This is a genomic window from Gordonia sp. (in: high G+C Gram-positive bacteria) (assembly GCF_052106715.1).
Classification (GTDB): domain Bacteria; phylum Actinomycetota; class Actinomycetes; order Mycobacteriales; family Mycobacteriaceae; genus Gordonia.
Genome location: NZ_JBQEDL010000031.1, coordinates 10,984 through 35,090, shown reverse-complemented (window position 1 = coordinate 35,090; position 24,107 = coordinate 10,984). Strand labels below are relative to the sequence as shown.

The 24,107-nt window shown below is 66.2% G+C and carries 19 protein-coding genes, 1 tRNA gene and 3 pseudogenes; 17 read left to right on the top strand and 6 right to left on the bottom strand.

Translation table 11 applies throughout. The features are described 5' to 3' along the window. Window positions 1–56: 56 nt before the first annotated feature. Window positions 57–369 (top strand): annotated as a pseudogene (locus tag ACTIMF_RS14860) (sterol desaturase family protein); the annotation flags it as partial. Here ACTIMF_RS14860 and ACTIMF_RS14855 read toward each other — a convergent pair. Continuing rightward, a complete protein-coding gene (locus tag ACTIMF_RS14855) occupies window positions 348–4,346 on the bottom strand; it encodes a molybdopterin-dependent oxidoreductase (RefSeq protein WP_442351069.1) in 3,999 nt (1,332 codons plus the stop codon). The pseudogene ACTIMF_RS14860 and the gene ACTIMF_RS14855 overlap by 22 nt on opposite strands. An 80-nt stretch (window positions 4,347–4,426) precedes the next feature. Between ACTIMF_RS14855 and ACTIMF_RS14850 the strand changes: the two genes are divergently transcribed. From ACTIMF_RS14850 to ACTIMF_RS14825, 6 genes are all read left to right on the top strand, one after another. Further along, window positions 4,427–5,557: a thiolase family protein gene (locus ACTIMF_RS14850; protein ID WP_442351068.1), complete on the top strand. Its 1,131-nt coding sequence runs from the start codon at window positions 4,427–4,429 to the stop codon at window positions 5,555–5,557. Further along, complete coding sequence (locus tag ACTIMF_RS14845; protein WP_442351067.1) at window positions 5,554–6,354, top strand: crotonase/enoyl-CoA hydratase family protein; 801 nt, start codon at window positions 5,554–5,556, stop codon at window positions 6,352–6,354. Before ACTIMF_RS14850 ends, ACTIMF_RS14845 begins: the two co-directional genes overlap by 4 nt. Window positions 6,355–6,358: 4 nt before the next feature. Further along, on the top strand, window positions 6,359–7,465 hold the full coding sequence (locus ACTIMF_RS14840) for an FAD-dependent oxidoreductase (RefSeq protein WP_442351066.1): 1,107 nt from the start codon (window positions 6,359–6,361) through the stop codon (window positions 7,463–7,465). Next, window positions 7,459–8,121, top strand: coding sequence for an HAD-IA family hydrolase (locus ACTIMF_RS14835; protein ID WP_442351065.1), 663 nt, complete (start codon window positions 7,459–7,461; stop codon window positions 8,119–8,121). The genes ACTIMF_RS14840 and ACTIMF_RS14835 overlap by 7 nt, the downstream gene beginning before the upstream one ends. 38 nt (window positions 8,122–8,159) lie before the next feature. After that, on the top strand, window positions 8,160–8,465 hold the full coding sequence (locus tag ACTIMF_RS14830) for a GlsB/YeaQ/YmgE family stress response membrane protein (protein WP_442351064.1): 306 nt from the start codon (window positions 8,160–8,162) through the stop codon (window positions 8,463–8,465). Between the two features lie 103 nt (window positions 8,466–8,568). Continuing rightward, window positions 8,569–9,813: an esterase/lipase family protein gene (locus tag ACTIMF_RS14825; RefSeq protein WP_442351063.1), complete on the top strand. Its 1,245-nt coding sequence runs from the start codon at window positions 8,569–8,571 to the stop codon at window positions 9,811–9,813. On the opposite strand, the gene ACTIMF_RS14820 is transcribed toward ACTIMF_RS14825, so the two are convergent. Further along, a tRNA-Arg gene (locus tag ACTIMF_RS14820) sits at window positions 9,782–9,855 on the bottom strand. The two genes, ACTIMF_RS14825 and ACTIMF_RS14820, sit on opposite strands and share 32 nt — an antisense overlap. 61 nt (window positions 9,856–9,916) lie before the next feature. Here ACTIMF_RS14820 and ACTIMF_RS14815 point away from each other — a divergent pair. Beyond that, the gene (locus tag ACTIMF_RS14815; protein ID WP_442351062.1) at window positions 9,917–11,980 is read left to right on the top strand and encodes a cytochrome c oxidase assembly protein; all 2,064 of its coding nucleotides are present in this window, start codon (window positions 9,917–9,919) and stop codon (window positions 11,978–11,980) included. 9 nt (window positions 11,981–11,989) lie between these two features. Here the strand turns inward: ACTIMF_RS14815 and ACTIMF_RS14810 are convergent. Continuing rightward, window positions 11,990–12,346: pseudogene (locus tag ACTIMF_RS14810) on the bottom strand (hypothetical protein). Here ACTIMF_RS14810 and ACTIMF_RS14805 point away from each other — a divergent pair. Beyond that, window positions 12,335–12,406: pseudogene (locus tag ACTIMF_RS14805) on the top strand (hypothetical protein); the annotation flags it as partial. The pseudogenes ACTIMF_RS14810 and ACTIMF_RS14805 sit on opposite strands and share 12 nt — an antisense overlap. Window positions 12,407–12,411: 5 nt before the next feature. Here ACTIMF_RS14805 and ACTIMF_RS14800 read toward each other — a convergent pair. From ACTIMF_RS14800 to ACTIMF_RS14790, 3 genes are all read right to left on the bottom strand, one after another. Beyond that, on the bottom strand, window positions 12,412–12,633 hold the full coding sequence (locus ACTIMF_RS14800) for an SDR family oxidoreductase (protein ID WP_442351061.1): 222 nt from the start codon (window positions 12,631–12,633) through the stop codon (window positions 12,412–12,414). Continuing rightward, window positions 12,585–12,911: an SDR family NAD(P)-dependent oxidoreductase gene (locus tag ACTIMF_RS14795; RefSeq protein ID WP_442351060.1), complete on the bottom strand. Its 327-nt coding sequence runs from the start codon at window positions 12,909–12,911 to the stop codon at window positions 12,585–12,587. The genes ACTIMF_RS14800 and ACTIMF_RS14795 overlap by 49 nt, the downstream gene beginning before the upstream one ends. A 313-nt stretch (window positions 12,912–13,224) precedes the next feature. Then, complete coding sequence (locus tag ACTIMF_RS14790) at window positions 13,225–13,623, bottom strand: PGPGW domain-containing protein (RefSeq protein WP_442351059.1); 399 nt, start codon at window positions 13,621–13,623, stop codon at window positions 13,225–13,227. Between the two features lie 201 nt (window positions 13,624–13,824). Here ACTIMF_RS14790 and ACTIMF_RS14785 point away from each other — a divergent pair, with 201 nt between their 5' ends. The 8 genes from ACTIMF_RS14785 to ACTIMF_RS14750 all read left to right on the top strand — a co-directional run bounded on the left by ACTIMF_RS14785 (window position 13,825) and on the right by ACTIMF_RS14750 (window position 23,839). Beyond that, a complete protein-coding gene (locus ACTIMF_RS14785; protein ID WP_442351058.1) occupies window positions 13,825–14,256 on the top strand; it encodes a hypothetical protein in 432 nt (143 codons plus the stop codon). A 364-nt stretch (window positions 14,257–14,620) separates the two neighbouring features. Further along, on the top strand, window positions 14,621–16,294 hold the full coding sequence (gene ettA, locus ACTIMF_RS14780; RefSeq protein ID WP_442351057.1) for an energy-dependent translational throttle protein EttA: 1,674 nt from the start codon (window positions 14,621–14,623) through the stop codon (window positions 16,292–16,294). A gap of 171 nt (window positions 16,295–16,465) precedes the next feature. Further along, on the top strand, window positions 16,466–17,476 hold the full coding sequence (locus ACTIMF_RS14775) for an oxygenase MpaB family protein (RefSeq protein WP_442351056.1): 1,011 nt from the start codon (window positions 16,466–16,468) through the stop codon (window positions 17,474–17,476). A 98-nt stretch (window positions 17,477–17,574) separates the two neighbouring features. Continuing rightward, entirely contained in the window at window positions 17,575–17,766 is a 192-nt protein-coding gene (locus tag ACTIMF_RS14770; protein WP_442351082.1) for a hypothetical protein, read from the top strand. 11 nt (window positions 17,767–17,777) lie between these two features. Then, window positions 17,778–17,981: a hypothetical protein gene (locus ACTIMF_RS14765; protein ID WP_442351055.1), complete on the top strand. Its 204-nt coding sequence runs from the start codon at window positions 17,778–17,780 to the stop codon at window positions 17,979–17,981. Between the two features lie 127 nt (window positions 17,982–18,108). Continuing rightward, window positions 18,109–22,659: an NAD-glutamate dehydrogenase domain-containing protein gene (locus ACTIMF_RS14760; RefSeq protein WP_442351054.1), complete on the top strand. Its 4,551-nt coding sequence runs from the start codon at window positions 18,109–18,111 to the stop codon at window positions 22,657–22,659. A 23-nt stretch (window positions 22,660–22,682) separates the two neighbouring features. Beyond that, a complete protein-coding gene (locus ACTIMF_RS14755) occupies window positions 22,683–23,159 on the top strand; it encodes an acyl-CoA thioesterase (RefSeq protein WP_442351053.1) in 477 nt (158 codons plus the stop codon). Beyond that, entirely contained in the window at window positions 23,156–23,839 is a 684-nt protein-coding gene (locus tag ACTIMF_RS14750; protein WP_442351052.1) for a hypothetical protein, read from the top strand. The genes ACTIMF_RS14755 and ACTIMF_RS14750 overlap by 4 nt, the downstream gene beginning before the upstream one ends. Window positions 23,840–24,107 lie beyond the last annotated feature (268 nt).

Below are 24,107 nucleotides of genomic sequence, written 5' to 3'. Positions count from 1 at the left end.
GGCGCTTTCATGCTGATCGGCGTCAATGGGACCGCGATAGTGTTGGCCTCCAGTGGAAACATCCCGTGTATCAGAGCCTGGAAATGCTCGGTGGCGTGGCTCCACTCATCGTCGTCGGCGTCCCGGTACCGGTCGGGTCCGCGCTGGGACGACTGCTCGCACTGAACTTTGGGCACCGACCGGTACGATCCGGAGCACCGATTCAGCAGCGCCGATCTGGGGATGGCGGCCAAACCTGACTATCCGACTCGTTATCGTGCCCAGTTGACGGCTCCGTTCACCGCGGACGGAGCGTGCGGACCGATGAGACCGCTGCCCCGCACGACGTTGTGTGAGCGGGTGCGTCGTCAGTACACGTCGCGGACGTAGCGGTGCTCGGCGGTGAGGGCGGCGACGTAGGCGTCGGCACTGCGGGGAGCGAGGCGGCCCTGCTCGGCGACGATCTGGTGCAGGGCGTCGTCGACGTCCGGGGCCATCTTCGACGCGTCGCCGCACACGTACACGTAGGCGCCACGGGAGAGCCACGCCCAGAGTTCGGCTGCGTGCTCACGCATCACATCCTGCACGTACACCTTGTCGGCTTGGTCGCGGGAGAAGGCCACATCCAGCCGAGTCAGGACGCCGGTGTCGCGCAGTTCGGTCAACTCGTCCTCGTAGAGGAAGTCGGTGGCTCGGTGCTGTTCGCCGAAGAACAGCCAGTTGTCGCCCGCAGCACCGGTGACCGCGCGCTCATGCAGGAAGCCACGGAACGGGGCGACTCCAGTTCCCGGCCCGATCATGATCATCGGAGCGTCCGGGTCCGTCGGCGGAGCGAAATGCTTGTTGGGCTGGACGAACACTCGGACGTCGGTGGACTCGGGCGCGTCGGCAAGGTATGTCGAGCAGACGCCACCGCGTCGGGTCTGGCCGGAGTCGAACCGGACCGTTGAGACGGTCACCTCGACCCGGTCGGGAGTGTGAAAGGGACTGGACGAGATCGAGTAGAGGCGTGGCTGCAGTGGTCGCAGCACCGTCAGCCAGTCGGCGATCTCAGCGTCGACGGGGTATTGCGCGAGCACGTCGACCGCTTGGCGACCCCACACCCATTCGTCGAACGCTTCCCGGTGATCGAGAAGGTTCCGCAGGTGTGGATCGTCGTGGCGTTCGGCGATGAAGCTGATGAGATCGCGGGTGATGCGGGCGATCTCGAAGTGCTCGGTGAGCGCCGACGTCAACGCCATCGTGTCACCTGCCGCGTCGACGGGCAGGTCGCCGTCCAGACCTGTCACGGCGAGCCACTCGTCGACGAGCGCGGGACTGTTCGTCGGCACGATGCCGAGTGCGTCGCCTGCCTGATAGGCAAGGGCTCCCGGAGCAAGCTCGAATGCGAAGCGCCGTACCTCTTTCGCCGAATCCGCTCCGGACAGTCGTTGGTTTGCTACGAGTCGTGCAGCGACTGGGTTACGCCGCGAGTGTCCTGAGGACGGAACAGATTTCGGTTGCGGGCTCGGCTCGACGGGCAGATCGGATTGCACCGACAGAGCGTCGGTCACGGTGTCGAGCCAGGTGTCCGCGGCGGCGTCGTCGCCCGGCTCGCACGAGACTCGGTCGGCGATCCGGACCGCCCCCAACAGGTCGAGTCGCCCGTCGAGCTTGCGTGCGAATCCGCAGAAGTCCGCGTACGAGGAATCACCGAAGCCGAGTACGGCGAACCGGAGTTCTGTCACGTCCGACGACGTCGCTGCGGCAAGACGTGTCCAGAGCGCGGTTGCGTTGTCGGGTGGGTCGCCGTCGCCAGTCGTCGACACCGCGAACAGCACCGGTCCGGTCAACTCGTCGAGGCCGACCTCGTCAGCAGAGCGTGACGACACGGTGAATCCGGCCGCGGTCAGGACGGGCACGGCGCGTTCTGCGAACTCTTCGGCGGTACCGGTCTGCGATGCCCAGACGAGCGTCAGTCGCGGCCCCGCGGTGGTGGGGACGGCGGGGACCGCGGCGACTGCCACGGCCGAGCGCGAGTAATAGCCGGCGAGGACGCCGTCGGCCCACGCCCGGACAGCGGACGAGAGGGGAGCTGTCGCCGGGATGACGGGCACAGCGTCCACAGGCGGGTTCGCGGCGATGCCAGCCACCAGACCGGTCAGGTACGCCGACTCTTCGGCGCCGGTCGGGGGCGTCGGTGCTGCGCCGAATACGGATGCGAGACCGGTCACGGATGGACTCTCCTGGGGTGCTGGGTCTGGGGACATCGAGCCTGGGGCATCGGACTCCGCGGGGACCGCTGTCAGCGACACGGCGCACGCTTTGAACTCGGGTTGCAACGAGTCGGGGTCGACTGCGTCGCTGGTGACGGCGTTTATCGACAGATCGGGACCCGACGCGTCGTTGAAATGCATTGGGACGAAGCAGCAGCCGGGTGCGATGTCGGCGGTCACTCGGGCCGGGACGGTGACCGATCCGCGGCGGGAGGCGACGATAACGCGGTCACCGTCGGCGATACCGTGCTCGGCAGCGGTGTCCGGGTGTAGTTCGGCGAAGCTGGATGGATTGAGCTTGTTGAGCTTCGCGACCCGACCGGTCTTGGTCATCGTGTGCCATTGGTGGGCGAGACGACCCGTCGTCAACAGCACTGGATATACGTCGTCCGGGAGTTCGGTGGGCGGTAGGAACGGACGAGGCAGGAAGCGGGCTCGACCGTCGGCGGTCGGGAAGCGCAGCGTGGCGCCGTCGCGGTATCGGATGGGGTTGCGGGCGTCGCAGCCGGGGGCAGCGGGCCATTGCACGGGCCCGGCGCGGAGGCGTTCGTGGCTCGCACCGCGGACATCCCATCCCGTCGTCGGATTATGGAACGCGCTCAACTCGTCGAATACCGCCGACGCGTCCTGGTAGTCGAAGGCGTCGCCGAACCCCATTGCGCCTGCGATGTCGGCGATCAGCTTCCAATCGGGTCGGGCGTCGCCGGGCGGGGGCACCGCGGGCTGGCACAACGTCAGGCTGCGTTCGGAGTTCACCATGACTCCGTCCGACTCCGACCACAGGGCTGCGGGCAGCACGACGTCGGCGTATGCGGTGGTCTCGGCACCGTCGAACGCCTCTTGGACGACGACGAGGTCGGCGGCTTCGAGTGCGGCGATCACCGTGCTCCGATTCGCGACCGATGCCACAGGGTTTGTGCAGATGATCCACGCGGCCCGGATCTCTCCCGCGGCCATCCGCTCGAACATGTCGATGGTGCCGCCGCCCGCGTCGTCACGGATCGTTCCGGCAGACAGTCCCCACATAGCTTCGGTGAGGGCCCGATGATCCGGGTCGAGAGCAGTGCGCTGACCGGGCAGCCCGGGACCCATGTATCCCATCTCACGCCCGCCCATCGCATTCGGCTGTCCGGTCAGGGAGAAGGGCCCCGAGCCGGTGCGGCAGATGGCGCCGGTCGCCAGATGCAAGTTCACCAGAGCGTTGGTGTGCCAGGTGCCGTGGGTCGACTGGTTGAGTCCCATCGTCCACAACGACGTCCAGTCGTCGGCGTCGACGATCCACTGTGCGAGTGTGCGGAGGTCGCCGGGGGGAAGTCCCGTGGTCTCGGCCACCGCCTCCAGCGGATAGTCGTCGAGAAGTGGCAGCATCGTGTCCCATCCAGAGGTGTGCGCCGCGACGAACTCTTCGTCCACGCCGCCGGCCTCGACGATCAGGCGCAGCACACCGTTGAGAAGCGCAAGGTCAGTGCCCGGCCGGACGGGGAGATACAGGTCGGCTTTGGCAGCTGTCGCCGTACGGCGCGGATCGACGACGACGAGGCGGGCGCCCGCCTTGACCCGCTCCATCATGCGCAGAAACAGGATCGGGTGGCAGTCGGCCATGTTGGACCCGATCACCAGAAACAGGTCGGCGTGGTCGAGATCGTCGTAACTGCCGGGCGGTCCGTCCGCGCCGAGTGACTGCTTGTAACCGGTGCCCGCCGAAGCCATGCAGAGCCGCGAGTTCGACTCGATCTGGTTGGTCCCGAGAAATCCCTTCACCAGCTTGTTGGCCAGATACTGAGCCTCGATCGTCATCTGCCCGGACACGTAGACGGCGATCGAATCGGGGCCGTGCTCCTCGCGTATAGCGGTGAGGCGTCGTGCCGTCTCTACGACGGCATCGTCGACGCCCACCCGCGAGCCGTCGACTGTAGCGAAGGTGAGACGTCCTGGCGCGGAGAGCATTTCGGCCGTAGTCGCACCCTTGGTGCACAGTCGTCCGCGGTTGGTCGGGTGATCAGGTGTACCGGTCGACGCCGTGACGCGGTCGCCGTCGATCTGCAGCGTGATCCCACATCCGACCCCGCAGTACCCGCACACGGTCGTCACGGTGCGCGCGGGATCGTCCATGCCCCGATCGTCGATGTGAGATGTTTCCGATTGCGCCGTTTCGTGTTACGCGAGTGTCAACAGTGCTAGAGGATGAGGACATGCGTGATGCAGTGATCGTCGATGCGGTACGTACCCCAATCGGCAAACGGAACGGCGCCTTGTCCGATATCCACCCGGGTGACCTGTCCGGACACGTCCTGAAATCCCTCGCCGAACGCGTCGGATTCGATCCGGCCGTCGTCGACGACGTGGTGTGGGGGTGTGTGAGCCAGGTAGGCGACCAGTCGGGCCACATCGGCCGACTTGGCGTCCTCGCCGCGGGCTGGCCCGAGTCGGTGCCGTCGGTCGTCGTCGATCGTCGGTGCGGATCTGGGCAGCAGTCGGTGGCTTTCGCGGCCGCTGGTGTGATGTCCGGCCAGTACGACGTCGCGATCGCGGGCGGAGTCGAGTCGATGTCGCGCGTGCCGATGGGGATGGCCGGGCACGGCGGCGCGCCCAGCCCGCAGTCGGTTCTCGACCGCTACGAGGTGGAGCGCTTCGATCAGGGCATCGGTGCCGAGATGGTGTCCAAGAAGTGGGGGATGACCCGGACCGAGCTCGACGAGTACTCGGCGCGGTCGCACGAGCGCACAGCGGCGGCCATCGACGCGGGCGCGTTTGACAGTCAGCTTGCTCCGGTCGGCGGCCTCACTCAGGACGAAGGGCTTCGTCGGGGGACCACCGTGGAGAAGCTCGCGGGCCTCAAGACGCCCTTCGACCCGAACGGGATGATCACCGCGGGCAATGCTTCGCAGATCTCCGACGGCGCGGGCGCGCTGCTCGTGACGTCCAGTGAGACCGCCGCCGACCGCGGTTGGACGCCGATCGCGCGCGTGCACACGACTGTCGTCGCGGGCGACGATCCGGTGATCATGCTGACTGCACCGATCGCGGCGACCCGTAAGGCATTCGACCGGTCGGGGCTGTCCGTCGGCGACGTCGGCGCCTATGAGGTCAATGAGGCGTTCGCACCTGTGCCGATGGCATGGCAGAAGGAGATCGGCGCACCGGACGAGGTCCTCAACCCTCTCGGCGGAGCGATCTCGGTCGGGCACCCGCTCGGCGCCTCCGGCGCCATCCTGATGACTCGACTCGTACACCACATGCGCGACAACGGCATTCGGTATGGACTTCAGACGATGTGTGAAGCGGGCGGCATGGCCAACGCGACGATTCTGGAGCTGCTGTGAGCGACGAACTGCTGGTGGAACGTAACGGTGACGTCGTCACCTGGACGATCAACCTGCCCGATCTGCGCAATGCGATCTCCGACGAGCCGATCATCGACGCGATCGTCGACGCCGTCGCACAGGCCAACGCGGACCAGAGCGTCCGCGCGGTGATTCTGACCGGTGCCGGATCGGCGTTCTCGGCGGGCGGAAACGTGAAGGCGATGCAGGCGGGCCAGGGTCTGTTCGGCGGTGTCGCGCACGATCAGCGGATCGGGTATCGCGATGGCATCCAACGGATTCCGCGCGCCATGTACGGCTTAGAGGTTCCGGTGATCGCCGCAGTCAACGGCCCGGCGGTCGGCGCAGGCTGTGACCTGGCGATGATGTGCGACCTGCGGATCGCGTCGACCACAGCGTTCTTCGCCGAGAGCTTCGTGAAACTGGGGATCATCCCGGGCGACGGCGGTGCGTGGTTCCTACCGCGCATCATCGGTCCGTCGCGGGCCGCCGAGATGGCGTTGACCGGGGACAGGGTCGATGCCGCCACCGCACTCGACTGGGGGATGGTCTCGCGCGTTGTCGAACCCGATGAGTTGCTCGGTGCGGCGTGGACGCTCGCCGACCGTGTGGCGGTGAACCCGCCGATCGCCGTCCGCATGGCCAAGAAGCTGTTGCGCGAGTCGTCGCAGCAGACGCTCGACCAGTTGTTGGAGATGTCGGCTGCCATGCAAGGCATCGCCCACCAGACGGAAGATTACAAGGAAGCGGTCGCGGCGATGCTCGAGAAGCGCGCAGGCGTCTTTCAAGGACGGTGACATCATGCGCGTGATCGTGGTCGGCGGCGGGATAGCGGGCTTGACGGCCGCCGTCGCACTCCGTCGGCACGATCACGACGTCCAGGTGGTCGAGGCGCGCGAGGACACGTCGCCGGGGGCCGGGATCAGTCTGTGGCCCAATGCCCTTGCTGCTCTCGATCGGATCGGCGCCGGGGATGCGGTCCGGGACGCGGGCGGGTCGGTGACGGCCGGCGCGATGCGATGGCGTGACGGGAGCTGGATCCGGCGACCAGATCCCGATCGTCTCGTCGACGCGCTCGGCGAACCTCTCGTCGTGATCGAACGGGCGATCCTGCGCGATGTCCTCGCCGGGCTGCTACCGGCGGACACCGTGCGGTTCGGCGTGCGCGTCGACGGCTCGGCCGGCCTGAACGCCGACCTCGTCGTCGGCGCGGACGGCACCCGGTCGGCGCTGGCGCGCGAGCTCAACGGCTCCCTTCCGCACACATATGCCGGCTACACGGCCTGGCGCGGGATCGCCGACGCGACATTCGACCCCATCCTGGCCGGTGAGGTACTCGGGCCGGACAGCCAGGTCGGAGTGGTTCCGCTCGGCACCGATCGCACGTACTGGTTCGCCACCGCGCGGCTACCTGAAGGCACCAGGTTCGACGACGAAAGCGCCCACGTCCGTGGTCTGGTGGACGGCTGGACCGACCCGCTGCCGCGGATCGTCGCCGCGACCGACCCGGCCGAGATACTGCGCAACGATCTGTACGACCGGGCGACCGCCAAGGTTGTACATCGTGGTCGGATCGTGCTGGTCGGCGACGCCGCGCACCCGATGCGCCCGCACCTGGGACAGGGCGGCTGCCAGGCGATCGAGGACTCGGTGACGCTGGCCGAGTGCGTGCGAACCGGGGACGACCTTCCGCGGGCGATGATGCGGTATGCGAGCATTCGCCGCCGCCGCGTCCGGGCAGTGGTGCGCGAATCCGAGTTGATCGGACGTGCTGTCAACGGTCGGCCGACGGCGCTGTGGAGTGCCCTGATCCGGTCGAGCGCTCTGATCCCGGACGTCGTGCTCCGAGCGCACCTGGCCACGATCGCCTCGCGGCGCGCGTTCTACCGGACACTGGAGTCATGGTGATGATTCCTGCTGTGACGATTCCGGTGAGCGGGGTCCTGCTCGACATGGATGGAACTCTGGTCGACTCCGATGCTGTGGTCGAGCGGCTGATGGGACGGTGGGCGTCAGCGCACGGGCTCGACGTTGCGACCGTGTTGGGGCTCTCGCACGGCAGACAAGGCCATGAGGTCATGGCCGAACTCCTGCCCGAGCGCCCTGCGGCGGACAACCTCGCCGACAACGCGGAACTGTTGGCAGCCGAGACCGCCGAGACGGACGGGATCGTCGCGATACCGGGTGCGGCCCGTCTACTCGCCGCGCTCGCCGATACGCCGCACGCTCTCGTCACCTCCGCGACGTTGCCGCTTGCGCACGCACGGATGCAGGCCGCGGGACTCGTCCTTCCCGACGTCGCGGTCACCGCCGACGATGTCACCGAGTCCAAACCCAGTCCCCGTGGATTCCTGCGGGCAGCGGAGATACTCGGCGTCGACCCGACACAGTGCGTGGTGTTGGAGGACTCGCGTGCGGGAATCGCAGCAGGACTCGCCGCCGGAGCGACGGTCGTCGGAGTCGGCGAGGCGTCCGCCGACCACGGGCCTGACTACGTCGTCGCCGATCTCACTTCGGTGAACATCGACGGCGAGTCGCTGCGGATTCGCCCGACAGACCGATAGTCTCGGTGCTGCACGTCACTACAAGGGAGGGCTCGATTATGGACACTCTGGCAGCGACAGAGTTACTTGCACGGTCGTCCACGCAGACGAGCGTCGGCTGGATCGGCTACCTGATCATCGGTGCGATCGCAGGATTCATCGCAGGCAAGATCGTCAACGGCGGCGGTTCGGGAATCTTGATGAACATCGTGGTGGGTGTAGTCGGAGCTCTCATCGGAGGTTTCCTCCTGAGCTTCTTCCTGGACACCGCGTCAGGTGGTTGGTGGTTCACTCTGTTCACCGCAGTCCTCGGAGCGGTGATCCTGCTGTGGATCGTTGGGTTGTTTCAGAAGAACAGAACGTAGAACCGGGGGCCGCTGCATCGAGCGGCTGGTAGCGCGGGGTCGCCGATTCTCGGCGGCCCCGTTCTGCGGTCAAAATCAGTGAACAAGTGTACACTCACGGGCGATGAACGATCGCGATGCACGCCGGAGGGAAGTCCGGGAACTGGCCGGTCTGCTGCTCTCGGAAATCGGTCGGGCCACCGGCGGGATTCATCACACCCATCGCGCGGTGTCCGATCGGGTGTTCCGTGGGGTCGGCTTGCTCACGCGCCGGTCGGCAGCGCCGGTCAAGGTCATGCACGATGCGATCACCGATGGCGTCTACACCGCTGTGCGGGCCGGGGTCGACTCTGCGGGTGTCGTCGGCCGAAACGTCGCCGACCTTCCACTGCAGGCGCCGGTATCCCGGACTGTGGTGGGATCGGGAGTCATCGCTGCGGTCAACGGTCTGATCGGGGACGAACTCGAGGGCAGGCGTTCACCGCTCACTGAGGACGCGGTCAGTGTTCGCGTCGACGGACGGCCGGTGGACTGCACGGCATCAGGACTGGCGGCGGCCTTCGGGGAGGCAACCGGCGCACTGGTCGTGTTCGCGCACGGGCTGATGGAGACCGAGCATGCGTTCCGGTACGGCGAGGGCCCGCATTACGAGCACGTGCTCGCCGAGCGCGGCTTCACCACCGTGCATTTGCGATACAACACCGGCAGACGGGTGTCGGTGAACGGGCGCGACATCGCGGTCGAACTGGACGAACTGGTTCGGAACTGGCCGGTGCCGGTAGAGCGAATCGTCCTCATCGGGCATTCGATGGGCGGGCTGGTACTCCGAAGCGCGGCGCACCGCGCCGACGTCGATGGGCGGGAGTGGGTGGGTCTGGTCAGGGCGACTGTGAGTCTCGGAACACCGCATCTGGGCGCTCCGCTCGAGAATCTCGCTCACTATGCGAGTGCCGGGCTGTCGTTGTTTCCGGAGACCTCGGCGTTCGGCGGGCTCCTGCGACGCCGCAGCGTCGGAATCCGTGACCTGCGCGGCGGCAGTCTCGTCGACGAGGATTGGGTCGGCCGCGACCCGGACGCACTGGGCAAGGCAGTCGCTGCCGAAGTGCCGCTGCTCCCGCAGGCGAATCACTACTTCGTCTCTGCTGCGATCACCCGATCGCAGCGGAACCCGATCGGCCGGGTCATCGGCGACGGCCTAGTGCTCACCCCGAGTGCGTCCGGTTCACACAAGGCCAGACGCATCGGCTTCGACCCGAAGAACGGCTTGCACCTGCAGCGCGCGCACCACTTCACGTTGCTCGGCCACCCGGCGATCGCCGAGCGGCTCGTCGAGTGGGTGCCCCCGGCAGGACTCGAACCTGCGACCTAGAGATTAGAAGGCTCTTGCTCTATCCACCTGAGCTACGGAGGCGTTTGCCATCGCGGTGATAGCGGCGGCGAGAAGAAAGTATATCGGGTCCTACGATGGACCTATGTCAACGACGTCCCCGGCGGCCGATACCGAGCCTGATTCCGCTCATGTGATCGACCGAGACCACCTCACCGATCCGTCGGGTCCTCGGCGCATGATCGTCGCGGCGATGCTCGTAGTCGGCGCGGTTGCCGGCGCTTTGGTGACAGCGGCCTCTGCGGCGACGGCGCTGCGCCTCGCGGGCGTCCCGGATGCCGGGTTCTTCACCACGTACGGAGTTCCCGTCGTCACCGCCGTCGGACAACTCAGCGCCGCAATCGGTCTCGGTGCGGCGTTGTTCGCGGCATTCTTCGTTCCGCCGCAGCGCGGGGGACACCTGGACGTGGGCGGGTTCCGCGCCATCCGGTGGACGTACGCTGCGATGCTCGTGTGGGCGGTCTGCGCAGTCGTGATGATCCCGCTGACGATCTCGAATGTGAGCGGCTACCCGCTGAGTGAGACGCTGAAGCCGGACAACCTGTTCACCGCCTACGGTCAGGTCGCCGACGCGCGGTACTGGCTGTGGACGGCGATCTTCGCCGTCCTCGCGGCGATCGTCTCGCGCGCTGCACTCAAGTGGGGCTGGACGTTCGTCGTCATGGGGTTGGCCTTCCTGTCGCTGATGCCGTCCGCGCTGGCCGGGCACTCCTCGGCGGGCGGCGGACACGACCTCGCGACGAACAGCCTGATTCTGCACATCGTGGCCGCAGCGGTCTGGACAGGCGGATTGCTCGTGGTCGTCGCTTACGCGTTCGGCAACGGTCGGTGGCGGAGACTCGCCGTGCGCCGCTATTCGCGTGTCGCCTTCTGGTGCCTGATCGTGGTCGGGATCAGCGGCGTGGTCAACGCGTTGGTGCGGATGCCGATCGGGCAACTATTCACGACCACCTACGGGCTCATCGTGCTCGGGAAGGCGCTCGCGTTCGTCGTGGCCGGCGCGATCGGTGGACTGCACCGCCGGGTCACCATCGCTGAGCTCGATCGCTCCGACGAACCACGTAAGTCCCTGTTCGTCCGCTTTGCCGCGGTCGAACTGATCGTGTTCGCAGTCGCGTTCGGATTCGCCGCCGGACTCTCTCGCACGCCGCCCCCGGACCTGGCGACGACCGATGTGACGCCGATGGCGTTGAAGATCGGGTACGACCTCGCGGGCCCGCCGACGCTGACGCGTTTGTTGTTCGACTGGCGGTTCGACCTGATCTTCGGCACGGCAGCCATCCTGATGGCGACCGTCTACCTTCGCGGCGTATGGCGGCTGCGCAAGCGCGGCGACACCTGGCCGATCGGCCGGACTGCAGCGTGGCTGCTCGGTTGCCTGAGCCTCCTGATCGCGACGTCGTCGGGTGTGGGTCGTTACTCGCCCGCGCTGTTCAGCAGCCACATGATGTCGCACATGATGCTGACGATGCTCGTGCCGGTGCTGCTGGTCCTCGGCGGGCCGATGACGTTGGCGCTGCGGGCTATTCCGCCCGCAGGTCGGGGAAATCCGGACGGGCCACGTGAATGGATCCTGGCGGCGCTGCACAGCAAGTTCTCGAAGGCCGTGACGCACCCACTGATCGTCATCGTCGTCTTCGTCGGCAGCTTCTACGTGCTCTACCTGGGCGGTCTCTTCGACGTCGTCGTGGAACACCACTCCGCCCACCTCCTGATGAACATCCACTTCCTCATCAGCGGGTACCTCTTCTACTGGCTGGTGATCGGCATCGATCCGGCACCACGCCAGACGAGTCACGTGGCGAAGCTGGGGGTGGTGCTCGGCGCGCTGCCGTTCCACGCCTTCTTCGGCGTCGCGCTGATGATGACGTCGGCGCTCATCGCCGAGACGTACTACCGAAGCCTCGAGTACCCGTGGCCGCTCGACCTCGCGGCCGATCAGCGCGTAGGCGGCGGGATCGCATGGGCGACCGGCGAGTTCCCGCTCGTCATCGTGATGCTCGCGCTCCTCGTCCAGTGGCGCAGACAGGACGAGAAGGTCGCTCGCCGGTTCGACCGCAAGGAGGAGCGTGACGAGGACGCCGAACTCGAGAGCTACAACCGGATGCTGCGCGGCATGAACAGTGAGCAAGAGCGCGTCGACGAGTAACTGTCCGGGCTAGCCCGGACAGCGCTCCCGAACGACGCCGTGCAGGAAGCTGCGGACCAACTCCACGTACAGCATCTGCTGGGTGTACTCGTTCTCGGCCAATGCTTGTGCGAGAAGCATCGAGAATGCGGACATGGAGGCCCGAGGGGATGCCTGAGTCCTTGAGGAAGTGTGCGGTGTCCTCGTACGTCTCGATGAACAGGCTCCGCGGCAGGTACTGCAGCAGGATCGGCGCGGCGTTGCGAGGTGCCTGGCCAGCCGGGGGAGGCTGAACGCTTCAAGCCCCTCGGCGTCGATGATCTCGATCGACGATCTGACTGCCGCGTCACGGCTGATGCGGGAGTCCGCACGGGCTTGGGACCGCATCCGTACAGCGCGGCCAAAGCTGTGGTCCTGCAGTGGACGCGCACCGCGGCGCAGGAACTGGCGCCCTACTCGGTGCGGGTCAACGCACTGGTTCCGGGCGGTGTGGCGATCCGCATCGTCGGACACGGAGCTGGACTGTCGGATTCGGCGGGAATCTTCAGCCAACTGGCGGTCAGCGCTTCTAACGCATCGCCGGTGGCGATGATCTCCGTCTCGACGAACCCGGGAATCACGGTGTTCACGGTGATCCCGCGTCGCGCGACCTCGACCGCGAGCGACTTGGCCATGCCGATGAAGATGATGCGATCGAAGCCATTCTCGTACATCGCTGGAAGCGCGGCGTGCGTGCAGGAGAAGGCCCCGACAGGTTGACGGCGATCACCTGATCCCATTCGGCAATGGTCTGCTTGCGGGCCGAGCGCGTCTTGTTCATGCCCGCGTTGTTGACCAGGACGCTCGGCGCGCCGAGTCGCGCAGTGGTCCCGTCGATCAGCGACTGCGCGTGGTCGGCCTCGGAGATGTCCACACGGACGGCGACGGCGCTGCCGCCGTCGGCAACGATCACATCGACGGTCTTCTGCGCGGCGTCGCGGTTGTGCGCGTAATTGACTGCGACGGCGGCTATGGGGCCGCTAGATCACTGCTTCTTGCCGCCGACCTACTGGAGCGGAGACTTACGCGCCGCACGCGGGTGCACTCCTCCGTGGCTTCGACCACCTGGCGAAATCCTAAATGTCTAAGGTTTATGCGGCAACTGGATCAGAAGGCGACAGAAAAAGGCCGACCCAGGGGAGGGGTCGACCGGAGGGCGGTGCGTTGTTCGGAGTCGGCGTCGTCGGTTCTGCCGTTCGGTAGTGGCTACCGTTGGATCTCGAGTGTCAGGCGAACGCGTACGGCGTTTGGAACGACCATTGGAACTCAAGCCAGGTCTGCACGAGTCGCGCGCCGGTGAGTCGTTCCACGCGGCGGTGGACGGCTGCGTCGAAACGGGTCCACGCCACGCGGGTGATATGGCCGAGGCGGCGCAGGAACGTGAAAATGAACGACGTCACCCGGTGTGCCCATTCGAACTCAGTGGACAGCGCACCGAGGCCGAGAAAGAATGCGCCCCACCCGGGGCCGGGAATCGGCAGTGGGATCATCACGAGTCCGGCCAGCAGGAGGACGGTACCGACGACGGCGACGCCGACTCGGTACAGCATGTTGAGCTTGCGGTGGCTCCGGATCGTATAGCGCTGCTGACGGTGCCAGATCTTGATCCGCAGACGAGTGCTCAAAATCGTCGACCCCTCGTTATCTCGGTCGGTGGCCGTGGCGGCCCGGGCTGTGGGTGCAACGGACGAGAGGTCCGCAGCGGTTCCCAGTGTGACACAGCGCACCATTCTATCGTGAATTTTCGTCCACCGCGCGTCGGCGGTATCCGGGTCGGCGACGGGCCGACCCCGACTCGCGTTCGCGCTCGTGTCTACGATCGGTCAATGCAGATCACGAATCTCGTCGGGCGTACGGGATGGTGGGTATTTGTAATCGCTCAGTTCACGGCAGAGTTGGCGATGCCGTCGTTCGGCGGCGCATACGTGCCGCTTACCGACGCGGGCGATTTCGATGGCATTGAGAATTCCTTCGCTACGTCGAACGCCTTCACGACGGTTTCATTCGTAGCACTCTTCGTCACGGTGCTTGCCGCGGTGGCGCGCGCGATCATTGTCCGCCGATTGTGGCTCGGCATCGCGGTGGTCGCCGCACCCATGGTCGGTGGGTCACTGATCATCTGGGCTCTCGACCATCTGGCGGTTGGCAGTGTGCCGTCCCTGTCCAGGCTCGCCGTCTTCGCGATTGTGCTGCTCGGCGTCGCTATCCGTGAGTTTGCCGACCGTGCCTGCCAGCCTTTCGCTATTGGTGAGGAGTAGCTCTGCCTGCCTGGCTATCTGTCGTGCTCCTTTCGTTCATCGATCGCCTCGCCGTGGGACCTAGATGGAGACGGCTTCGTCACGGTTTAGAACTCCGGTGGCCATCGAAGGTGGCCTCGTCCGACCTGTCGATGCGGAGAGGGTCGGGTCGTGCAACCGTGCGGGTAGCGGCAAGAAGGTGTGAGGGAAGTTGGCGAACGCGCCCGGTGATGCTGGTGGTCAGTAGCACTCGCTAGGCTGACTTCATACGATCTGTGCACATGCCGGATGCCCTGGCGTTGGTCGACTTGTGCACAAACACGTACTGCACCTGTACACGAACATGCCCCGGTGGAGCGTCTGCCGAGGTAGGAAGGCTTTAGCTATGGCTGAGTTCATTTACACGATGAAGAAGGTGCGTAAGGCGCACGGCGACAAAGTGATCCTCGACGACGTCACCATGAGCTTCTACCCGGGCGCCAAGATCGGCGTCGTCGGCCCGAACGGCGCAGGTAAGTCGTCGATCCTGAAGATCATGGCCGGGCTCGACCAGCCGTCGAACGGCGAGGCGTTCCTCGATCCCGACGCGACCGTCGGCATCCTCATGCAGGAGCCGGAGCTCAACGAGGACAAGACGGTCAAGGAGAACGTCGAGGAGGGAATGGGCGAGATCGGTGTGAAGCTCGCCCGTTACAACGAGGTCGCCGAACTGATGGCCACCGACTACTCCGACGAGTTGATGGAGGAGATGGGCCGTCTCCAGGACGACCTGGACAACGCCGATGCGTGGGACCTCGACAGTCAGATCGAGCAGGCGATGGACGCGCTGCGTTGCCCGCCCGCGGACTCGCCGGTCACCCATCTGTCCGGTGGTGAGCGACGCCGTGTCGCGCTCTGCAAGCTGCTGCTGAGCAAGCCCGACCTCCTGCTTCTCGACGAGCCGACCAACCACCTGGACGCCGAGTCGGTGCTGTGGCTTGAGCAGTTCCTCGCGAACTACGAGGGCGCGGTTCTGGCCGTGACGCACGACCGATACTTCCTCGATCACGTCGCAGGCTGGATCTGCGAGGTCGACCGCGGCAAGCTCCACCCGTACGAGGGCAACTACTCGACGTACCTGGAGAAGAAGGCCGAGCGCCTGGAGGTTCAGGGCAAGAAGGACCAGAAACTACAGAAGCGCCTCAAGGAGGAGCTCGAGTGGGTCCGCTCCGGGTCGAAGGCTCGACAGACCAAGAACAAGGCACGATTGGCTCGCTACGACGAGATGGCTGCCGAAGCCGAGAAGCACCGCAAACTCGACTTCGAGGAGATCCAGATCCCGACGCCGCCGCGTCTGGGCAATGTCGTCGTCGACGTCAGCCACCTCGACAAAGGCTTCGACGGTCGCGTCCTCATCAAGGATCTGTCGTTCACGCTGCCGCGCAACGGCATCGTCGGCGTCATCGGACCGAACGGTGTCGGTAAGACGACCCTGTTCAAGACGATCGTCGGGCTCGAGGAGCCGGACTCGGGCGAGGTGAAGGTCGGCGAGACGGTCAAGCTCAGCTATGTCGACCAGGGGCGCGCCAATATCGATCCAAAGAAGACCGTGTGGGAGGTCGTCTCGGACGGGCTCGACTTCATCGAGGTCGGACAGAATGAGATGCCCTCGCGCGCGTATGTCAGCGCGTTCGGTTTCAAGGGGCCCGACCAGCAGAAGCCGTCCGAGGTCCTCTCCGGCGGTGAGCGCAACCGACTCAACCTCGCGCTGACCCTGAAAGAGGGCGGCAACCTGATCCTGTTGGACGAGCCGACCAACGACCTGGACGTCGAGACTCTCGGCTCCCTGGAGAACGCACTTGAGCAGTTCCCGGGCTGTGCCGTCGTGATCTCACACGACCGGTGGTTCCTCGACCGGACGTGTACTCACATCCTCGCGTGGGAGGGCAACGTAGCAGAGGGCCAGTGGTTCTGGTTCGAGGGTAACTTCGAAGCCTACGAGGCCAATAAGGTGGAGCGCCTCGGTGCGGAAGCGGCCCGCCCGCACCGCGTGACGCACCGCAAGCTCACGCGCGACTGACGCCCAGCGCTCTAAGGTCGTCCGCGTCCCACGATTCCCCGTTCGGAGTCGGCATCCCCTTCTCGGGGATCGCCGCCGCCGAGCGGGGAATTTCGCGTCGTAGGGGCGGGATGAAAGGTCAGGGGCCGAACCCTTGCCTGGATGATACAAATGATAATAGTGTGTAACACTATGGACGGTGCTGACACTCGCATTCAGGCGGAGGGCTCGATGGCTCGCAGTGTGGTCGGCGACGACGCCACGGACGAACCGGAGCGCACGCGGCGTGGACGGCGCGGGTACGTGCCGGACTGGCGGGACACCGTGCCGACGTTGACCGTCGCCGACACTCGGATCACGATCACGACGCCGCAGCGCAAGCCCAACGACGAATACCATCGCGCCGACCTGCAGGACGCCTTCGACTTCTGGGCGGCGGCCGGGTCGGCGACGAACGTGGCCATGCAACTCGGCTGGCGCGAAGTGGCTTACGGCGTGATGGAGTCGAAGGTCGAGTCGGGCGCGCTCATGCACCACCCGTGGAAGCGGCTGCGGACCACCGCGACCTACTTGGCCGTCGCAGTCCTCGGTACGCAAGATGAGCGCGACGCATACCGAGACGCGATCAACACTGCGCATCGGCATGTGCGCGACGACGAGAACTCGCCGGTCAAATACAACGCGTTCAACCGCGAGCTCCAGATGTGGGTCGCAGCCTGCCTCTACATCGGCTTCGAAGACGCGCATGAACTCCTGCACGGGAAGATGGACGACGAGCAGGCAGAACAGTTCTACGCAGGCGCCAGCAGTCTCGGAACGACGCTGCAGGTGACCGAGGAGATGTGGCCGAGCACGCGCCGAGAGTTCGACCACTACTGGAACGCCGCGTGTGAGCGCATCTCCTACGACGAGACACAGATCCAGTTCATCAACGACCTCATCGATCTCAAGATGATCACTCCGATGCTCGGACTCCCGTTGCGCGGCCTTCTGCGCTTCCTGTCGATCGGCATGATGCCGCCGCTGTTCCGGGAGAAGATCGGCCTACGGTGGCGAGCCGTCGATCAGCGACGGTTCGCCAACCTCTTCTTGTTCGTCGGCTTCGTCAACCGGTTCCTGCCGCGCCCGCTGCGCTTCGGCAGCTTCTACTTCAACATGTCCGACCTGCGCCGCAAGATCGAGAAGAACAAGGATCTGATCTGACCGGGCCCAGCCTGCACGTCTGTCCATCTACCAGCGTGCGACCATCGAAAGGATTCTCTCCGGTGTGGAATCAGATCAGCAAGGTACTCGACCACGAGATGAAGGTGTCCGAGTTCCTCGGCGCACTGATCCTCATCGGGATCCCGTACGGGCTCGTCGGCGTCATCTGGACGCTCACCCACACGTCGCATCTGACCGACATCGACAATCCCGTGGATCAAGTCATCTCGTTCCTCGGCTCGATCGTGTGCTGGCCCGTACTGACGTTCTCGAACGTCACCATGACGTAGGGGAGCCCGCAATGATGCTTCTGGTTCGACTCATCGACGTGCTCGTCGAATTCGTGAAACTACTGGTCGGCGCTCCTGGTCTCCGGAACGTGCTTGGGCGCGTGGCGGCATGGCTTGTGCTGATCGCGGTGATCGGTGCGGTCGTCGCACTCATCGCGTGGGGAGTCTCGCTGATCCCCGAACTGATCGACCTGCTCAACGACACCCCGCCGTGACGACTGACCCGTTTCGGACCCGATCGGACTCGCTCGGCGATGTGGCCTGTCCACCTCGCCGATGCTCCGACGAGGCGGCGTCGCCCGTCGTAGGGTTGGGGCAGTCGATGAGAGGGTGTGGGCATCAGTGAGATCCGAACTCGCGGCACGCTACCGCGCAGGAGCGGGCGATGTACCGGCGGAGCAGATCGATCGCCGACTCGAACGTCACGTGGCGGTGGGGGACACCAGATCGCCGGGCGAGATCCTGGTCTCGGCGGCCCGTGCCGACGGCGGCGGGATCGACGTGCATGCGGTTCTCGACGATGTTCCGCTTCTCGTCGAGTCGATCCTTACCGCAGTCGGCGACGCAGGCTACGTGATCACGGCGATCGATCACCCGCAGTTGACCGTGGCGCGCGACGTGCAGGGCAGACTCGTGGGTCTCGACGACGACGGCATCGCCGAATCGTGGATCACCGTCGTCACCGCGCCGGAGTCCGACGCCGATCTGACTGCGCTCGAATCGTCGGTGGCTTCAGCGGCGTCTCTGGCGATGTCGGTCCGCGACGACACCGCGACGATGCGTGCCCGGCTCACCGACGTCACCGCGGCGATCGCCGACCACGGAGCCGCCGCCGAGGACGTGCGAATCCTGGAATGGTTCGCGTCGCGAGGGAACTTCGTCGGCGTCGGATACCGTGCTGCGACAATCGATCCGGACGGCGGTGAGGTCCTCGGAGTGTGGCGGGCCAGAGCGACTCATCGTCCGACTCCGTTGACGGCGGACTCCGGCGTCGACGTCGACCGGGCGTGGCTGCCGACCGGCCTCTTGCGCGGTCAGTTCCCGACCCTCCTGCGCGTCACCGACGGCGGCGTGGAGCACCAGTTCCTCGGGATCATCACCGGGGCGGGGGCGCACCAGTCGATCCACGACATCCCCGGCGTGCGCGTCACGACTGCTCGGGTGCTCGACGGGCTCGGCTTCACCCAGGAATCGTACGGCGGTACGGCCGCCGTCGACCTGCTCCAGGCGTTCCCAATCGTCGAACTGTTCGCCGCCGACGCCGACGATCTCACCGCGCGCGTCGGCGAACTCCTCGACGCACAGGCTGCACGCACCCCGCGGTTCCAGGTCCGTCCTGGAGTCGACGGGCACACGGTGTCGGCCATGGTGTTCATGGCCAGAGAGGTGTATTCGACGGCCGTCCGCATCCGGCTCACGGAGATCATCAAGGCCGCTCACGGTGGCCAGGAGACCGAGTTCGCGACACGCTTGTCGCAGTCGCCGCTCGCCCAACTGCAATTGCTCATGCACGTCCCACACCCAGTGGTCCTCGACGACGCCGAGGGCGTCTCCTGTCAGCGACAGCTCGCAGACGCAGTCCGCACCTGGGACGACAAGGTACGTGATCACGCCGCTGCGGACGCGGCGTCCCTCTCCCTGCTGCAACATGTGTCCGAGCGTTATCGGGACGGCCGCGACCCCGCCGCTGCCGCGGCCGACCTACCGATCGCGGCGTCGCTCGAGGCAGGCGACATGGACGTGCGGGTCGACATACATGAGGGGGGAGGATCCTCCGATGTCGACGACGTCTGGACGTTCACGCTGTACCTGTGCGACAGGGAAGCGGCACTCACCGATGTGCTTCCGGTGCTGCAGAGCCTCGGTCTGACCGTCGTCGACGAGCACCCGTACACGATCGACCGCCCGGCCGGGCCCGCCGTCCGGGTCTACGAGTTTACTGTGACACCCGCTCCCGGCATCGACGCCGACCGCACGCTCGACCTGCCCGCTCGCGTGGCCGACGCGTTCGAGCAGATGTGGCTCGGTCACGCGGACGTCGACCGCCTCGGAGAACTCGTGCTCCGCACCGGTCTCACCGCACGGTGGGTGGCGATGCTCCGCGTCTACGCGCGGTACTTGGGGCAGTGCGGGTTCGGGTACAGCCTCTCGCACATCGCAGGAGTGCTCGGCGATCAGCGCACCGCGACCGAGGCGCTCGTCGACCTGTTCGCCGCGTCGTTCGACCCCGACGGCCTCGACGATGCACGGCGCGACGAGGCATCCGAGCGGCTCGACGCACAGATCGCGGCGATCCTCAGCCTCGACGCCGATCGCGTCGTATCGGCGTTCGCGGCACTCGTCCGCGCGACGCTGCGCACCACGTTCTACACCGAGTCCGACGGGTGGACCCGCCCGACGATCGCGGTGAAGCTGCAAACCGGCGATGTCCCGCAGGCACCGCAACCGCGTCCGAAGTACGAGATCTTCGTGCACTCACCGCTGGTGGAAGGCGTTCACCTGAGGTTCGGCGACGTGGCGCGGGGCGGGCTCCGGTGGTCCGACCGGTTGGAGGACTTCCGCACGGAGGTTCTCGGCCTGGTCAAAGCGCAAGCCGTCAAGAACGCGGTGATCGTTCCGGTCGGCGCGAAAGGCGGCTTCGTCGTCCGCCGCGGGCCGGCGAATCGCGACGAGGCGATCGAGTGCTACCGCGCTTTCATCGCCTCGCTGCTGCAGGTGACCGACGACCTCGACACGGCGACTGGAGCCGTCGTCGCCCCCGCCCGGGTGGTGTGCCGCGACGGCGACGACCCGTACCTGGTGGTCGCCGCAGACAAGGGGACCGCGTCGTTCTCCGACATCGCCAACGAAGTGTCCGCGCACTACGGGTTCTGGTTGGGCGACGCGTTCGCCTCCGGCGGATCGGTCGGCTACGACCACAAGGCGATGGGCATCACCGCGCGTGGTGCGTGGGAGTCGGTGAAGCGGCACTTCCGCGAGATGGACGTCGACGTGCAGTCGCAGGACTTCACCGCGGTCGCCGTCGGTGACATGAGCGGCGACGTCTTCGGAAACGGGATGCTGGCGTCCCGTCACACTCGGCTGGTCGGCGCGTTCGACCACCGTCACGTATTCGTCGACCCCGAACCGGACGCCGAGTCGTCGTACGACGAACGTGACCGGTTGTTCCGAATGCAGCGATCGTCGTGGGCCGACTACGACACGTCGCTCATCTCGCCTGGCGGCGGGGTGTGGCCGCGTGACGTGAAGTCGATCCCGATCAGCCCGCAGATGCGTGTCGCCCTGGGACTGGCCGACGACGTCGTCGAACTCGAGCCGCCCGAACTGATCCGAGCCGTGCTCCTGGCTCCGGTGGACCTGCTATTCAACGGCGGTATCGGCACCTACGTGAAGGCGACCGACGAGGCCGACGCCGAGGTCGGCGACAAGGCCAACGACCCGATCCGCGTGACCGGTGCGCAGCTGCGCGTCAAGGTGGTCGGGGAGGGCGGCAACCTCGGAGTGACCGAGCACGGACGCATCGAAGCGGACCTGTCCGGGGTGCGGATCAACAGTGACGCCATGGACAACTCGGCGGGCGTCGACTGCTCGGACCACGAGGTCAACATCAAGGTGCTGCTGGATTCGCAGATCGCGTCCGGAGCACTCGAGGAAGCTGACCGTGTCGACTTCCTGGAGTCGATGACCGGCGAAGTCGCCGAACTCGTCCTCGCCGACAACATCGCGCAGAACGCCGAGTTGGGATTGGCGCGGGCCACCGCCGACGATGACGTCGAGCAGCACGCTCGGCTCCTCGGCGAGCTCGCTGATGGTGGAGTCGACCTGGATCTGGAGGCACTGCCGCATCCTCGACAGTTGCGTGCACGTCGCAACGGCGAACTCGGCCGCGGACTGACCAGCCCCGAGTTGGCGACGACGATGGCACACGTCAAACTCCAGACCAAAGGCCGCCTGCTGGCGACGAGCCTTCCGGACAACGACGTGCTCACTCCACTCGCGGCCGAGTACTTTCCGCAGGCGATTCGGAAACGATTCCCCGAAGGGGTCGCCGACCATCGGCTGCGTCGGGAGATCGTCACGACCTGCCTGGTGAACCGGGTCGTCGACGACGGTGGAATCGGACACTTGCTGTCGATCCAGGAGTCGACCGGCGCGGACACCGGTGAAGGCGCTAGGGCATTCGTCGTCGCCGACGGTGTGTTCGGGATCACGGGCCTGATCGATGCGATCCGCGAGCAGCCGGTGCCTGCGAACGTCGGCGACGATATGACGCGTCGCGTCCGCCGGCTGCTGGCGACCTCGTCACGGTGGCTGCTGGCGCACCGACCGCAGCCGCTGGCGATCGCCGCGGAGATCACGCGCTACCGCGATGTCGTCGACTCGGCGTCGGATCTCGGCGGATGGCTGCGTCGCGACGACGAGGACCCCGTCGAACAGGCGTATCGAGAGGCCGGAGTCGATCCCGCAGTGGCCCGTGCCGTTGCCGAGAGCGAACACCGGGTACATCTGCTTGACGTCCACGACATCGCCGACATCGCCGACCGGGACCGGTCGGAAGTGGGGGAGTTGCTGTTCGCAGTGCTCGATCACTTCGGCATAGCCCGACTCCTCGCCGCTGTCGACGGACTCGATCACGGCGACCGGTGGCATCTGCTCGCGCGGGTCGCACTCCACGACGACCTGCTGACCGTGCTTCGCGGGCTGACCGATTCGATCCTGTCGATGAGCGAGACGGACGAGTCGCCGAGCGAGAAGATCGCGGAGTGGTCGGCAGGCCGGACGGCGCTGCTATCTCGCGCCGGCGCGACTCTCGACGACCTGACCGCGGCAGCGCGCTGGGACATCGCCACCCTGTCGGTGGCGGTGCGCGCGTTGCGTAGTGTGATCGGGTGAGTCGATGAGGGGAGTCTGGTTCAGTGGATCAACAGGGCGCACAGCCTGACCGGCGATTGTTCGACGACGACGGGCATCGCACCGACGACGGATACGTCGTCACAGTGCCGGTCCGGTGGTCGGATATGGACGTGTTCGCGCACGTGAATCACGCACGGATGGTGACGCTTCTTGAAGAGGCGCGGATCCCGTGGCTGTTCTACGACGACAAGCCGACGGCACTCATGCGTCGCGGCTGCCTCGTCGCCGACCTGCACGTGAAGTATCAGGGACAGATCCGCCACGACGAGTCGCCGATCTCGGTGACGATGTACGTGCAGCGGTTGCGGGCAGTCGACTTCACCGTCGGTTACGAGGTCCGCACTTACGGTGCCGAACCCGGCTCCAAGCCGGCCGTCGTGGCGAGCACCCAACTAGTCTCCTTCGACATCGATACACAGCGGCCCCGCCGGATGACGCCGGAGGAGAAGAGGTATCTAGCTGAGTTCGTGCGGTCGTGACCGCACAAGGCCGCGGACTCTCGCCCTACCGAGCGTCGGACCGGTCAGACGTCTCGGCGTTCGTGGCGCGCGCGCGACGAGCCGACGAAGGGGGTGTGCTGCGTGTGCACGAACGGGACGACGCCCGCGTCGGTCTGTGGGTTCGGACCGGATTCGACGTCCTCGCAACGCGATCGGTGTTCGGCACGGTGACCCCGAACGACGTCGTCGCCGACGCCGCAGCGATCGCGGCGTCATTGGCCGCAGGCGATGAGGTGCTCGATGTCGGGACCATGCCAACGATCGCCTGGCAGGGTGCACTGCCCGGAGCGGCCGGATTCGTGCACGTCGACGACGTGCCGGCGCGCGAGGTCATCGACCTGGCTCGACGTGGAGCCGACGTCGCCCGTGACGAGTCCGGCGCACTCGGGATGGCGTCGTCGCTTCTCGATCAGAACGTGTTGTCGGTGAGCGGCGGCGACGTGAGCGTCGATGTGACCATGCGCGCAGTATTCGCGCTGACCTCGATGGGCTTCGTCCGTGACGCTGCAGGCCACGAGATCACCGGCGAATCGCCGGTCGACGCGATCGCACCCGACGAGCCTGTCCGTGTTCGGGCATCATCGGCATGGCTGCGTCTGGACGCTCGCTTCGGATCGGTCTACCGACGCCGAAATGTGTTGAGCCTCAACGTCGGCTGAGGCCGCCGCCACCGGTCGAGACCTGACACGCCGGTCGAGCGGAGTCGAGACCCTGCCACCACGTTGGTCGAGCCACCACGTTGGTCGAGCCACCACGTTGGTCGGGCCACCGCGTTGGTCGGGCCACCGCGTTGGTCGGGCCACCGCGTTGGTCGGGCCACCGCGTTGGTCGAGCCACCACGCTGGTCGAGCGGAGTCGAGACCGAAAGTTTCGGTCTCGACTTCGCTCGACCAGCAGCGGGGGTCTCGACTTCGCTCGACCAGCAGC